Annotated in this window: 12 protein-coding genes; all 12 read right to left on the minus strand. The window is 67.8% G+C overall.

All coding sequences use genetic code 11. The features are described from left to right. Positions 1-28 precede the first annotated feature (28 nt). The 12 genes from V5F67_RS14370 to nuoI all read right to left on the minus strand — a co-directional run bounded on the left by V5F67_RS14370 (position 29) and on the right by nuoI (position 13,041). Positions 29-1,327 carry a lipoprotein-releasing ABC transporter permease subunit gene (locus V5F67_RS14370; protein ID WP_394017119.1) on the minus strand — a complete coding sequence of 433 codons (1,299 nt, stop codon included), beginning with the start codon at positions 1,325-1,327 and terminating at the stop codon, positions 29-31. Beyond that, the gene (gene proS, locus V5F67_RS14375; RefSeq protein ID WP_394017118.1) at positions 1,324-2,646 is read right to left on the minus strand and encodes a proline--tRNA ligase; all 1,323 of its coding nucleotides are present in this window, start codon (positions 2,644-2,646) and stop codon (positions 1,324-1,326) included. Before proS ends, V5F67_RS14370 begins: the two co-directional genes overlap by 4 nt. Positions 2,647-3,315: 669 nt before the next feature. Beyond that, on the minus strand, positions 3,316-3,588 hold the full coding sequence (locus tag V5F67_RS14380) for a DUF1467 family protein (protein ID WP_394017117.1): 273 nt from the start codon (positions 3,586-3,588) through the stop codon (positions 3,316-3,318). Between the two features lie 4 nt (positions 3,589-3,592). Then, complete coding sequence (gene mce, locus V5F67_RS14385; RefSeq protein WP_394017116.1) at positions 3,593-3,997, minus strand: methylmalonyl-CoA epimerase; 405 nt, start codon at positions 3,995-3,997, stop codon at positions 3,593-3,595. Between the two features lie 45 nt (positions 3,998-4,042). After that, positions 4,043-5,713 carry a ribonuclease J gene (locus V5F67_RS14390; protein ID WP_394017115.1) on the minus strand — a complete coding sequence of 557 codons (1,671 nt, stop codon included), beginning with the start codon at positions 5,711-5,713 and terminating at the stop codon, positions 4,043-4,045. A 54-nt stretch (positions 5,714-5,767) separates the two neighbouring features. Further along, the gene (locus tag V5F67_RS14395) at positions 5,768-6,535 is read right to left on the minus strand and encodes a biotin--[acetyl-CoA-carboxylase] ligase (protein ID WP_394017114.1); all 768 of its coding nucleotides are present in this window, start codon (positions 6,533-6,535) and stop codon (positions 5,768-5,770) included. Between the two features lie 4 nt (positions 6,536-6,539). Continuing rightward, the gene (gene nuoN, locus V5F67_RS14400) at positions 6,540-7,970 is read right to left on the minus strand and encodes an NADH-quinone oxidoreductase subunit NuoN (protein ID WP_394017113.1); all 1,431 of its coding nucleotides are present in this window, start codon (positions 7,968-7,970) and stop codon (positions 6,540-6,542) included. Positions 7,971-7,985: 15 nt separating this feature from the next. Next, positions 7,986-9,497, minus strand: coding sequence for an NADH-quinone oxidoreductase subunit M (locus V5F67_RS14405; RefSeq protein ID WP_394017112.1), 1,512 nt, complete (start codon positions 9,495-9,497; stop codon positions 7,986-7,988). 4 nt (positions 9,498-9,501) lie between these two features. Then, a complete protein-coding gene (gene nuoL, locus V5F67_RS14410; RefSeq protein ID WP_394017111.1) occupies positions 9,502-11,427 on the minus strand; it encodes an NADH-quinone oxidoreductase subunit L in 1,926 nt (641 codons plus the stop codon). 4 nt (positions 11,428-11,431) lie between these two features. Beyond that, on the minus strand, positions 11,432-11,740 hold the full coding sequence (gene nuoK / locus V5F67_RS14415) for an NADH-quinone oxidoreductase subunit NuoK (RefSeq protein WP_348833399.1): 309 nt from the start codon (positions 11,738-11,740) through the stop codon (positions 11,432-11,434). A 10-nt stretch (positions 11,741-11,750) separates the two neighbouring features. Continuing rightward, complete coding sequence (locus tag V5F67_RS14420) at positions 11,751-12,377, minus strand: NADH-quinone oxidoreductase subunit J (protein WP_394017110.1); 627 nt, start codon at positions 12,375-12,377, stop codon at positions 11,751-11,753. Positions 12,378-12,552: 175 nt separating this feature from the next. Then, positions 12,553-13,041, minus strand: a complete 489-nt coding sequence (nuoI, locus tag V5F67_RS14425; RefSeq protein WP_394017109.1) for an NADH-quinone oxidoreductase subunit NuoI — start codon at positions 13,039-13,041, stop codon at positions 12,553-12,555. Positions 13,042-13,047 lie beyond the last annotated feature (6 nt).

Consider the following 13,047-nt stretch of genomic DNA (forward strand, 5'->3'; position numbering starts at 1 on the left):
GGCCCGCGGGTCTCCACCGGCTGGTCCATCACTCGTACCTCAGGGCTTCGACCGGATCGAGCCGCGCGGCCCGCCAGGAGGGATAGAGGGTCGCGAGCAGCGACAGCACCAGCGCCATGACCACCACGGAGGTGGTCTCGCCCACGTTCATCTGCGCCGGCAGGCGGCTCAGGTAGTAGAGCTCGGGCGAGAACAGCTCGGTGGCGGTGAGCCAGGAGATGAACTGGCGGATGCTCTCGATGTTGAGGCACACCACCACGCCGAGGATCAGCCCGACGAAGGTGCCCACCACGCCGATGGCGGCGCCGGTGATCAGGAACACGCGCATGATCGCCCCCTGGGTCGCGCCCATGGTGCGCAGGATGGCGATGTCGTGGCCCTTGTCCTTCACCAGCATGATGAGGCCGGAGACGATGTTGAGCGCCGCCACCAGCACGATCAGGGTGAGGATCAGGAACATCACGTTGCGCTCCACCTGGAGCGCGTTGAAGAAGGTGGCGTTGCGCCGCCGCCAGTCGACGAGATAAGCGGGCCGCTGCGCCGCCGCCTGGATGGCGCCGCGCAGCTCCTCCACGTCGTCGGGATTGTCGACGTAGATCTCGATCGCGCTCACGTCGCCGTTGCGGTTGAAATAGGCCTGGGCCTCCGGCAGCGGCATGAAGACGAACGCCGAATCGTACTCCGACATGCCGATCTCGAAGATCGCCGCCACCTTGTAGACCTTGATGCGCGGCGAGGTGCCCATGGGCGTCACCGCGCCGCGCGGCGCCACGAGCGTGATGTTGTCGCCCACCCTGAGGGAAAGCTGGTCGGCGAGGCGCTTGCCGATGGCGAGGCCCTGGCCGCGGTCGAAATTCTCCAGCGTGCCGCCGACCAGGTGCCCGGAGACCGAGGGCAGGCCGCGCAGGCTCTGCTCGGACATGCCGCGCACCAGCACGCCCGAGGCGCCGAATGGCGAGGAGGCGAGCGCCTGCCCCTCCACCAGCGGCACGGCGAGCCGCACGCCGTTGAGCTTGGAGATGCGCTCGGCCACCGCCTGGTAGTCGGTGAGCGGGGATTCGAGCGGCTGCATCAGCACGTGGCCGTTGAGGCCGAGGATCTTGGACAGCAGCTCCTGGCGAAAGCCGTTCATCACCGCCATGACGATGATCAGCGTCGCCACGCCGAGCACGATGCCGAGGAAGGAGAAGCCGGCGATGACCGAGATGAAGCCTTCCTTGCGCCGCGCCCTGAGGTAGCGCAGCGACAGCATCCATTCGAAGGGGGCGAAGGGCCGCGTGCCCGTCGCCTCGGTCAGTGCGCTGGTCTCGACCCGGCCTTCACTCATGCCTTCAGCCTCTCCACCAGATCGGCGGGCGACAGGAGCTCGCGCGATCCGTCGGCCCGGCGCTTCAGCTCCACCTTGCCCTCCGCCAGGCTCTTCGGCCCCACCAGCACCTGCCAGGGCAGGCCGATGAGGTCGGCGGTGGCGAACTTGGCGCCGGCGCGCTCCTCGGTGTCGTCGTACAGGACATCGTAGCCCTGGCCGGTAAGCGTCGCGTAAAGCTCGGCGCAGGCAGCATCCGTGGCGCTGTCCCCGGTCTTCAGGTTGAGGATGCCCACGTCGAACGGGGCGACGGCGTCCGGCCAGATGATGCCGGCCTCGTCATGGGAGGCCTCGATCATGGCCGCCACGAGGCGCGAGGGGCCGATGCCGTAGGAGCCCATGTGGATGGTGTGCTCCTTGCCGTCCGGGCCGAGGACCTTGGCGCCGAAGGGCTCGGAATATTTGGTGCCGAAGTAGAAGATGTGACCCACCTCGATGCCGCGCGCCGCCATGCGCCGCGCCTCGGGGACGGCGGCGAAGGCCGCCTCGTCGTGCTTCTCCGATGTGGCGGCATAAAGGCTGGTCCACTGGTCGAAGATCGCCTGCAGGCCCGCCGCGTCGTCGAAGTCGAGGTTCGCGGAGGGCGGCGCCATGTCGAGATAGTCGCCGTGGCAGAACACCTCGCTCTCGCCCGTGGAGGCGAGGATGATGAACTCGTGGGAGAGGTTGCCGCCGATGGGGCCGGTGTCGGCCACCATGGGGATGGCCTTCAGGCCCATGCGCGCGAAGGTGCGCAGATAGGCGACGAACATCTTGTTGTAGGAGTGCCGTGCGCCGGCGGCGTCGAGATCGAAGGAATAGGCGTCCTTCATCAGGAACTCGCGCGAGCGGTAGACGCCGAAGCGCGGGCGCACCTCGTCCCGGAACTTCCACTGGATGTGGTAGAGGTTGAGCGGCAGCGCCTTGTACGACTTCACATACGCGCGAACGATCTCGGTGATCATCTCCTCGTTGGTGGGCCCGAACAGCATGTCGCGCTCGTGCCGGTCCTTGATGCGCAGCATCTCCTTGCCGTAGTCGTCGTAGCGCCCGCTCTCGCGCCACAGGTCCGCCGACTGGATGGTGGGCATCAGCATCTCGATGGCGCCGGAGCGGTTCTGCTCCTCGCGGATGATGTTGCACACCTTGTTGAGCACGCGGTGGCCGAGCGGCAGCCAGGCATAGATGCCCGCCGCCTCCTGGCGGATCATGCCGGCGCGCAGCATCAGCCGGTGGGAGACGATCTCCGCCTCCTTGGGCACCTCGCGCAGGATGGGCAGGAAATATCGGGAGAGGCGCATCGGTCGTCCCTGGCATGCGAGGGGAAGGTGGGGCGCAGAGAAACCGGAACCGGTCCCGAAACACAAGAGCGATGGCCGGCCGCGTCACACCTTTCGGGGCCGAAGCGGGATCGGACGGGCGCCCGGACCGCCTTCCGGCGCTCGCCCGCTCCTGCCGCCGGCGCCGTGCACGCCGAACGGGAATGTCAGCGGTACCATTCTCGGTTATTGCATTGCAGCGAATGGTTATTGCGCTGCAAGGATGACAAGCGACAGATTCTTGTTCTAACGTGTTCCTGCATAAGAAAGGGGATCGTCACCGCAGCCTTTGGCCGGTGAACGTGGTCCAGGTCTCGGGAGGAATCGACAAAAATCGCCGACCGATGGCCACCTTGCGGGGGCACAATACGGAATCGGCATCACGGATTGGCCGCGGGCGCACCAAGAAGGCTGAGACCTTCGGACGTCCTTCAGGAGCCGTGGACGAGAAAGGCGAGACCTTCCGGGTCTCGCCTTTGTTTTTTGCCCCTTGTCTCCAGAACGGGGCGCCGGGTTCCGGCCATCCACGCCGGGCCGATCTCCCAGCCTCCGAACGCTGCCCGTGGATGCCCGGGCATGACGATCACAGAATGCCGGCTGTCACTGCGCCAGGCTCCCGTCGGCCCCGGCGCCGCGGTGGAGAAGCCAGCCTCAATACGGCCTTGTGTCGAACGGCATCGGGAAGTCGTCCAGCGAGACCATGCCGCTGGCGACCAGATAGACCAGGGCGCCGGTGATGAGCGCCGCCACGAGGGTGGTGGCCAGCAGCTTCCTCGCCAGCAGCGGGCGCATCGGGGCGCCGGGGTCCGTGCCCGGCGTCACGTCCGCGCTCTCGGCCTGGGAGCGCACGCCCCACGGCAGCACCGCGAACAGCGTCACCCACCAGACGATGAAATAGATGGCGATGAGGGTCAGCGGGCTCACGGCGTCACGCCTGCTCCAGCTCCACCAGCGTGCCGTTGAAGTCCTTCGGGTGAAGGAACAGCACCGGCTTGCCGTGGGCGCCGATCTTCGGCTCGCCCGAGCCCAGCACGCGGGCGCCGTTGGCCTTGAGCTGGTCGCGCGCGGCCAGGATGTCGTCCACCTCGTAGCAGATGTGGTGGATGCCGCCGTCCGGGTTGCGCTCCAGGAACTTCATGATCGGCGAATCGGCGCCGAGCGGCTCCAGGAACTCGATCTTTGTGTTGGGCAGATGGACGAACACGGTGGTGACGCCGTGATCGGGCTGGGGCACCGCCTCGGACACCGACGCGCCCAGGGTGTCGCGATAGAGGGCCGCCGCGGCGGACAGGTCGCGCACCGCGATGGCCACGTGGTTCAGCCGTCCGATCATGGAACCCCTCCTCGCGCCCTGCCGGCGCCCTTGTGGATCACGCCATCACACTTCGAGAACGTGCACGTGGCAAACGGGCTTTTTGCCCCACACCGCGTTCACCGCCGCGCGCACGGCCCGCTCCAGCGTCTCGGCGAGCGCCTCGGGATCGCGCCGGCGCGCCTTCGGCAGGCCTTCGAGCGTCGCGCTCACCGTGTCGAGCACGTGGTCGAGCATGTCGATGCCGCCCTCCCCGCGCTCGGGAATGCCCGATATCTCCACCGACGGGTCGCCGGCTATGCCGCCCTGCCGGTCCACGGCGACCGCCACCGACACCGCGCCCACGAAGGAGAGCTTGCGCCGCTCCGGGATCGCGCGGGCGGCCTCGGGCACCAGGAGGCGACCGTCCTTGTAGAGCCGGCCGAACGGCACGTCGTCCACCCGCTCCGCCGGGCCGGGCGCGAGCCGCACCACGTGGCCGTCATAGCAGGTGAGCACCTCCGGCACGCCGAGGCTCTTCGCGAGCTTGGCGTGCTCGTGCAGGTGCAGCGCCTCGCCGTGCACCGGGATCGCCACCTGGGGGCGCACCAACTCGTACATCTGCTTCAGCTCGCCGCGCCGCGGATGGCCGGAAACGTGCACCAGCCCGTCGCGGTCGGTCATCACCCCGACGCCGCGGCGCACCAGAGCGTTGATGATGTGGTTCACCACCTTCTCGTTGCCGGGGATGGTGCGCGAGGAGAACACCACCAGGTCGCCCGGCGAGAGCGCGATCTCGGGATGGTCGTCGTCGGCGATGCGCCGCAGCGCCGCGCGCTGCTCGCCCTGGCTGCCGGTGAGGATCGCCACCACCTTGTCGCGCGGCAGGAAGCCGAAGGCGTCGGCGCCGCGGAAGGCCGGCACGCCGTCGAGCAGCCCCTCCTCCCGCGCCACGCCGATGACGCGCTCCAGCGCCCGGCCCACCACCACAACCTCGCGCCCGTTGGCGCGCGCCGCCTGGGCGATGGCGCGCACGCGCGCGACGTTGGACGAGAAGGTGGTGAAGGCGACGCGGTGCTTCGCCTTGCCGACGATCTCGGTCAGCGCGGCGGCGACATCCGCCTCGGAGGGCGAGACGCCGTCGCGGATGGCGTTGGTGGAATCGCAGATCAGCGCCCTGACGCCCTCGTCGCCCAGCGCCTTCAGGCGCGCGGTGTCGGTGGGCAGGCCCACCAGCGGGGTCGGGTCGAGCTTCCAGTCGCCGGTATGGATGACGAGGCCGGCGCCGGTGCGGATCGCCAGCGCATGGCTGTCCGGGATCGAGTGGGCGACCGGCACGAACTCGACCGCGAACGGGCCGATCTCGGCCGTCGCCCCCGAGCGCACCACGGTCACGGGCAGCGAGGACGGCGCCCCCGGCTCGCCGGCGCGCTTGGCCTCCAGCAGCCCGGCGGTGAAGCGCGTGGTGTAGATGGGGCACTTGAGGCGCGGCCACAGGTCCAGCACCGCCCCCACATGGTCCTCGTGGCCGTGGGTGATGACGAGGCCGGCGATGTTCTTCCTTTCCGCCTCCAGGAAGCGGATGTCGGGCAGAACCAGGTCGACGCCGGGCGCCTCGGGGCCGGCGAAGCTCATGCCGAGGTCCACCACCAGCCAGGCGCGCGCCTTGCGCGGACCGAAGCCGTACAGGGCGAGATTCATGCCGATCTCGCCGACGCCGCCCAGGGGCGCGAATACCAACTCGTCGGGATGTGCCATCTGTTCCGCCGTTTCCATCCCGCGGCGCGCGACGCGCCGCATTCCCGGACCGCTTCAGTCCGGCTTGATGAGGGAGACGTCGCCCGCCGTGATGATCTCCGCGACGCCGTCCTTGCGCCTCAGCATCAGGGCTCCGCGCGCGTCGATGTTCTCGAATCGCCCCACCACCTCGCGCTCGCCCACCTTCACGCTCACCTGGTCGCCCATGCCGAGCGCGTGGCGCATCCATTCGGTGCGGATATCCGGGAAGCCGGCGCCGGCGTTCCACTGGCTGATGCGCGCCGCCATGGCGATGTCGAGCGCCTCCAGCACCCGGTCGGGGGCGGCCGGGGCGCCCGCGGCCTCAAGGGAGGTGGCGGGATAGGCAAGCCCGTCGGGATGGTGCAGGCAATTGACGCCGAATCCGATCACCGCCGCCGGGCGGCTGTAGGCGTCGGAACCGCCCTCCACCAGGATGCCGGCCAGCTTGGCGCCGTCGACGAGCAGGTCGTTGGGCCATTTGAGCTTGAGGCGGTCGCTCGCGATGTCGGGCGCCGCGCGCGCCACCGCATCGCGCAAGGCGAGGCCGGCGACGAAGCACAATTGGGCGAGGTTCGCGGCCGGCGCCGGATTCGGCAGCACCAGGGTCGCGAACAGGTTGCCCACCTCCGAGGTCCAGGGACGCCCGCGCCGGCCGCGGCCGGCGGTCTGCACGTCCGCCACCAGCCACACTGGCATGGTCTCGCCGCGCGCGAGGCGCGCGAGCCCCTCGGCATTGGTGGAGCCGATCTCGGTGTAGCGGACGATGGGAACCGTGGAACCCTGGAATTCGTATGCGGCCATTCGATCAGAAGAGCGAGCGGGCGGCGGCACCCGCCGCCTCGATGAGGGGAGCGGGATAGACGAAATAGAAGATCGTGAAAAGCCCGCTCACGCCCAGCACCGCCTTCAGCTCCGACGGCATGGGGTCGAACGCCTCCGCCGGCTCGTCGAAATACATGATCTTGACGATGCGCAGGTAGTAGAAGGCGCCCACGACCGAAGCGAGCACGCCGATCACCGCCAGCCAGTAGAGCCCGGCCTGGATGGCGGCCAGGAACACGTAGTATTTGGCGAGGAAGCCGGCCAGCGGCGGGATGCCGGCGAGCGAGAACATGAGCGCCGCCAGCATCAGCGCCATCAGCGGGCTGCGGGAGGCGAGGCCGGCGAGATCGTCCACGCTCTCCACCGCCTGCCCCTTGCGGCGCATGGCCAGCACGCAGGCGAACGAGCCGAGCGTCATGGCGACGTAGATCGCCATGTAGACCAGGACGCCGCGCACCCCCTGCTCGGTGCCGGCGGCGAGGCCCACCAGCGCGAAGCCCATGTGGCCGATGGAGGAATAGGCGAGCAGGCGCTTGATGTTGCGCTGGCCGATGGCGGCGAAGGCGCCGAGCACCATGGAGGCGATGGCGACGAAGGCGACAATCTGCTGCCACTGGTGGGTAACGTGCGGGAACGCCTCCGCCGTCACGCGCGCGAAGATCGCCATGGCGGCGGCCTTGGGCGCGGTGGCGAAGAAGGCGGTGACCGGGGTCGGCGCGCCCTCGTAGACGTCCGGCGTCCACATATGGAACGGCACCGCCGAGACCTTGAAGCACAGGCCGGCCAGCAGGAAGACGAGGCCGAAGATGAGCCCCAGCGAGGGCTCCTTCACCACCGTGGCGATGACCGAGAAGTTCACCGATCCGGTGAAGCCGTAGATCAGCGAGGCGCCGTAGAGCAGCATGCCCGAGGACAGCGCGCCGAGGACGAAATACTTCAGGCCCGCCTCGGTGGAGCGCACCGAATCGCGGTTGATGGCGGCCACCACGTAGAGCGATAGGCTCATCAGCTCGAGGCCGAGATAGAGCGCGATCAGGTCGCCGGCCGAGACCAGGATGCACATGCCGAGCGTCGCCAGCAGCACCAGCACCGCATACTCGAACTTCTGCTGCTTCTCCCGGTTCAGCCAGTCCACCGCCATCACCAGCGAGACGGTGGCGCCGGCGAGCGCCAGGAACTTCATGAAGCGCGAATAGGTGTCGATCACCATCGAGCCGTTGAAGGCGACCACCTCGCCGGCCGGGGCCAGCAGCACCAGCAGCGCCGCCGCCGCCAGCACGGCGATGGCGAGCCCCGTCACGAGGTTCGCCGCGGCTTCCCCGCGGAACGCGCCGATCAGGATCAGCACGATGGCCGATACCGCGAGCAGCAGCTCGGGCAGGACCGCGGCGATGGGGGGCAGGAGCTGCGACATGGCGGTCATCCGGGATCAGAAGGGAAGGAGCAGCGCGGTCTTCACCGCCGCCGCCACCTCGTCGGTGCGCGCGATCACCGTGCCCACCGCGCTCGACGTCATGTCGAGGATGGGCGCCGGCCAAACGCCGAAGAGGACGGTGAGCACCACCAGCGGCGCCATGATCGCGATCTCGCGCGGCGAGAGGTCGGCCATGGCCTTCAGGCTGTCCTTCTCCAGCGGCCCGAAGATCACGCGCAGATAGAGCCACAGCGCGTAGGCCGCCGACAGGATCACGCCGGTGGCGGCGAAGAAGGCGATCCAGGTGTTGCGCTCGAAGGCGGCGAGCATGGTGAGGAACTCGCCGACGAAGCCCGAGGTGCCCGGCAGGCCCACGTTCGCCATGGTGAACACCATGAGCACGGTGGCGTAGAGCGGCATGCGGTGCACGAGCCCGCCATAGGCGGCGATCTGGCGCGTGTGCATGCGGTCGTAGATCACGCCCACGCACAGGAACAGGGCGCCCGAGACGAAGCCGTGCGAGATCATCAGGAACATGGCGCCCTGAAGCCCCGCCTCGTTCATGGCGAAGATGCCCATGGTCACGAAGCCCATGTGGGCGATGGACGAATAGGCGATCAGCTTCTTGATGTCCTCCTGAACGAGGGCCACCAGCGAGGTGTAGATGATCGCCACCACCGAAAGCGTGAACACCAGCGGCGCGAACAGGTGGCTCGCCTCCGGGAACATGGGCAGCGAGAAGCGGATGAAGCCGTAGCCGCCCATCTTCAGCAGGATGCCGGCGAGGATCACCGAGCCGGCGGTGGGCGCCTCCACGTGGGCGTCGGGCAGCCAGGTGTGCACCGGCCACATGGGCATCTTCACCGCGAACGAGGCGAAGAAGGCGAGCCAGAGCCAGGTCTGCATGCCGGACGGGAAGCCGAACTTCATCAAGGTGGGCACGTCGGTGGTGCCGGCCTGCCAGTACATGGCCATGATGGCGAGCATCATCAGCACCGAGCCGGCGAGCGTGTAGAGGAAGAACTTGAACGCCGCGTAGATGCGCCGCTGCCCGCCCCAGATGCCGATGATGAGGAACATCGGGATCAGGCCGCCCTCGAAGAAGAAGTAGAACAGCACGAGGTCGAGGGCGCAGAAGGTGCCGACCATCAGGGTCTCGAGCACCAGGAAGGCGATCATGTACTCCTTCACCCGCTTGTGCACGCTCTCCCACGAGGCGAGGATGCAGAACGGCATGAGGAAGGTGGTCAGGATCACGAACGGCAGCGAGATGCCGTCGACGCCCATGTGGTAGGCGGCGACGTCGCCGAGCCAGGCCTTCTTCTCCACGAACTGGAAGCCGGGGGCGGCGGGGTCGAAGCCGGGCAGCAGCAGCAGCGAGACCACGAAGGTGACGAGCGTCGTCCACAGCGCCACCCAGCGGGCGTTGCGCGCGGTGACCTCGCTGTCGCCCCGGACCGCCAGGATGAACAGCGCCCCCACCAAAGGCAGGAAGGTGACGACGGAGAGGATGGGCCAACCGGTCATCGCGTCACACTCCGGCGAACATGAACCAGGTGATGAAGGCCGCGACGCCAATGAGCATCACGAAGGCGTAGTGGTAGAGGTAGCCGGACTGGAGCCGCACCACCCTCCCCGTCACGTCGATGACGCGCGCGGAGATGCCGTCCGGCCCGAAGCCGTCGATGACGGTGCCGTCGCCCCGCTTCCACAGGAACCGGCCGAGCCAGAGCGTCGGCTTGACGATCAGGAAGTCGTAGATCTCGTCGAAGTACCACTTGTTCAGAAGGAAGCGGTAGAGGGCGTCCTGCGAGCGGGCAAGCTGCACCGGGACCGAGGGGTCGAGGATGTAGAACCAGAGCGCGAAGGCGAAGCCGATCACCATCATGAGGGTCGGCGCCCACACCGCCCAGCCGGGGATGTCGTGCATGGCGTGCAGGATGTGGTTCTCCGCCCCCATGAAGATGGAGTGGCGGAAGAAGTGCTCCACGCCGTGGCCAATGAACACGTCCTTGAAGGCCAAGCCGGCGAAGATCGCGCCGACCGACAGCGCCGCCAGCGGGATGGTCATCACCAGCGGGCTCTCATGGGCGTGGTCGTAGTGGTGGTGGTCGTGCGGCTTGCCGTGGAAGGTCATGAACACGAGGCGCCACGAATAGAAGGCGGTGAGCGCCGCGGCGATCACGGTCAGCCAGTAGCCGTAGACCCGGAAGTAGTTGTGGCTGGCATAGGCCGCCTCGATGATGGCGTCCTTGGAATAATAGCCCGCGAGCGGCGGCACGCCAGTGATGGCGAGCGTGCCCACCAGCATCACGCCGTAGGTGAAGGGGATCTTCTTCCAGAGCCCGCCCATGTGGCGCATGTCCTGCTCGTGGTGCATGGCGTGGATCACCGAGCCGGCGCCGAGGAACAGCAGCGCCTTGAAGAAGGCGTGCGTGAACAGGTGGAACATGCCGATGGAGTAGGCGCCCGCCCCCATGGCCACGAACATGTAGCCGAGCTGGGAGCAGGTGGAGTAGGCGATCACCTTCTTGATGTCGTTCTGCACCAGGCCGATGGTCGCGGCGAAGAAGGCGGTGGTGGCGCCGATCAGCATGACGATGTCGAGCGCGGTGGGCGAGAGCTCGAAGATGGGCGACATGCGCGCCACCATGAACACGCCCGCCGTCACCATGGTGGCGGCGTGGATGAGCGCCGACACCGGGGTCGGGCCCTCCATGGCGTCGGGCAGCCAGGTGTGCAGCAGGAACTGCGCCGACTTGCCCATGGCGCCGACGAACAGCAGCAGCGCGATCACCGTCGGCGCATCCCAGTGGTGGCCGAGGAAGTTGATGGTCTTGCCGGCGAGCGAGGGCGCCTGGGCGAACACGGTCTCGAACGCCACCGAGCCGGTCATCACGAAGATCGCGAAGATGCCGAGCATGAAGCCGAAGTCGCCCACGCGGTTGACCACGAACGCCTTCATGGCGGCGGCGTTGGCGGACGGCTTCTCGTACCAGAAGCCGATGAGCAGGTACGAGGCGAGGCCGACGCCCTCCCAGCCGAAGAACAGCTGCACCAGGTTGTCGGCCGTCACCAGCATCAGCATGGCGAAGGTGAACAGCGACAGATAGGCGAAGAAGCGCGGCCGGCTCGGATCCTCGTGCATGTAGCCGATGGAGTAGAGGTGCACGAGCGAGGACACGGAGGTGACGACGATCAGCATGATCGCGGTCATGGTGTCGATGCGCAGCGCCCAGTCGATCTTCAGGTCGCCCACATAGATCCACTTCATCACCTGCACGCGCGCGTCGTGGCCGGAGAAGCCGACGTCGATGAAGGCGATCCAGGCGAGCAGGCAGGCCACGAACAGCAGCGAGGTGGTGACGATCTCGCTGGCGCGGGCGCCGATGGAGCGGCCGAACAGGCCGGCGATGAGGAAGCCGACGAGGGGGAGGAAGACGATCGCCTGGTACATGGCCTCAGCCCTTCATGGCGTTGATGTCCTCGACGGCGATCGAACCGCGGTTGCGGTAGAACACCACGAGGATGGCGAGGCCGATGGCCGCCTCGGCCGCCGCCACCGTCAGCACCAGCAGCGCGAACACCTGTCCGGTGAGGTTGCCGAGGAAGGCGGAGAAGGCCACGAGGTTGATGTTCACGGCGAGCAGGATCAGCTCCACCGACATCAGGATGACGATCACGTTCTTCCGGTTGAGGAAGATGCCGAGCGTCCCGAGCGTGAACAGGATCGCCGCGACGGTGAGGTAGTGGGAGAGACCGATCTCCATTGCCGCCCCCTCAAATGCCCTGGCCGGGGCGCACCTTGACCACCTCGATGGCGGTCTTGGCGGTGCGCTCCACCTGGGCGGAGATGCTCTGGCGCTTCACACCCGCCTTGTGGCGGAGGGTCAGCACGATGGCGCCGATCATGGCGACGAGGAGCACGAAGCCCGCCGCCTGGAAGAAGTAGATGTAGTCGGTGTAGAGCACCTGGCCGATGGCGCGCACGTTGCTCACCACCTCGGTGCCGGCCGGTGGCACGTTGGCCGCGGCCGAGACCGCCTTGGTCACCCCCGGCCCGGTGGCCCAGGCGCCCACCACCAGCACCAGCTCGGCGAGGAAAATGACGCCCACCACCATGCCCACCGGCAGGTATTGCAGGAAGCCCTGGCGCAGCTCGACGAAATCGACGTCCAGCATCATGACGACGAACAGGAACAGCACCGCCACCGCGCCCACATAGACCACCACCAGGATCAGCGCCAGGAACTCGGCGCCGATCAGGATGAACAGGCCCGCCGCGTTCACGAAGGCGAGGATCAGGAACAGCACCGAGTGCACGGGATTGCGCGAGGAGATCACCATGAAGGCGGACGCAATCAGCACGAAGGCGAAGAGATAGAAGAACGCTGCCGCGACACTCATGCGCCGAGCCCCCCTGCCCGCGGCGCGCCCGCGCCGGTCATTGCCGGCGCCGGACGGCGGCCGGTCGATCGATTGCCTTCACGCATCCCAAAAGTCCACTGTCGAGATGCCGCGCAGGACGCCCGGCACCGATCCAACCCCGAGGCCGGCGTGAGGCCGGCCGACCCTCTCATGCTCAGCGGTACGGCGCGTCCATGGCGATGGCGCGCGCGATCTCGCGCTCCCACCGGTCGCCGTTCGCGAGCAGCTTTTCCTTGTCGTAGTAGAGTTCCTCGCGCGTCTCGGTGGCGAACTCGAAGTTCGGCCCCTCGACGATGGCATCCACCGGGCACGCCTCCTGGCAGAAGCCGCAATAGATGCACTTCACCATGTCGATGTCGTAGCGCGTGGTGCGGCGCGTGCCGTCGTTGCGGCGCGGGCCGGCCTCGATGGTGATGGCCTGCGCCGGGCAGATGGCCTCGCACAGCTTGCAGGCGATGCAGCGCTCCTCGCCGTTCGGATAGCGGCGCAGCGCATGCTCGCCCCTGAAGCGCGGCGAGAGCGGGCCCTTCTCGAACGGGTAGTTGAGCGTCGCCTTGGGCTTGAAGAAATAGCGCATGGCGAGGAAGAACCCCGAGACCAGCTCGGTGAGGAAGATGGCGCGCGCGGCCTGATCGAGCTTCATGTGCGC

The sequence above is a fragment of the Xanthobacter pseudotagetidis genome (assembly GCF_043194795.2).
Taxonomy (GTDB): Bacteria; Pseudomonadota; Alphaproteobacteria; order Rhizobiales; family Xanthobacteraceae; genus Xanthobacter; species Xanthobacter tagetidis_A.

Bases quoted from the DNA above. Each gene is read 5' to 3' on its own strand.
- V5F67_RS14370 (WP_394017119.1), bottom strand. From the start codon at position 1,327: ATGAGTGAAGGCCGGGTCGAGACCAGCGCACTGACCGAGGCGACGGGC.
- proS (WP_394017118.1), bottom strand. From the start codon at position 2,646: ATGCGCCTCTCCCGATATTTCCTGCCCATCCTGCGCGAGGTGCCCAAG.
- mce (WP_394017116.1), bottom strand. From the start codon at position 3,997: ATGATCGGACGGCTGAACCACGTGGCCATCGCGGTGCGCGACCTGTCC.
- V5F67_RS14390 (WP_394017115.1), bottom strand. From the start codon at position 5,713: ATGGCACATCCCGACGAGTTGGTATTCGCGCCCCTGGGCGGCGTCGGC.
- V5F67_RS14395 (WP_394017114.1), bottom strand. From the start codon at position 6,535: ATGGCCGCATACGAATTCCAGGGTTCCACGGTTCCCATCGTCCGCTAC.
- nuoN (WP_394017113.1), bottom strand. From the start codon at position 7,970: ATGTCGCAGCTCCTGCCCCCCATCGCCGCGGTCCTGCCCGAGCTGCTG.
- V5F67_RS14405 (WP_394017112.1), bottom strand. From the start codon at position 9,497: ATGACCGGTTGGCCCATCCTCTCCGTCGTCACCTTCCTGCCTTTGGTG.
- nuoL (WP_394017111.1), bottom strand. From the start codon at position 11,427: ATGTACCAGGCGATCGTCTTCCTCCCCCTCGTCGGCTTCCTCATCGCC.
- nuoK (WP_348833399.1), bottom strand. From the start codon at position 11,740: ATGGAGATCGGTCTCTCCCACTACCTCACCGTCGCGGCGATCCTGTTC.
- V5F67_RS14420 (WP_394017110.1), bottom strand. From the start codon at position 12,377: ATGAGTGTCGCGGCAGCGTTCTTCTATCTCTTCGCCTTCGTGCTGATT.
- nuoI (WP_394017109.1), bottom strand. From the start codon at position 13,041: ATGAAGCTCGATCAGGCCGCGCGCGCCATCTTCCTCACCGAGCTGGTC.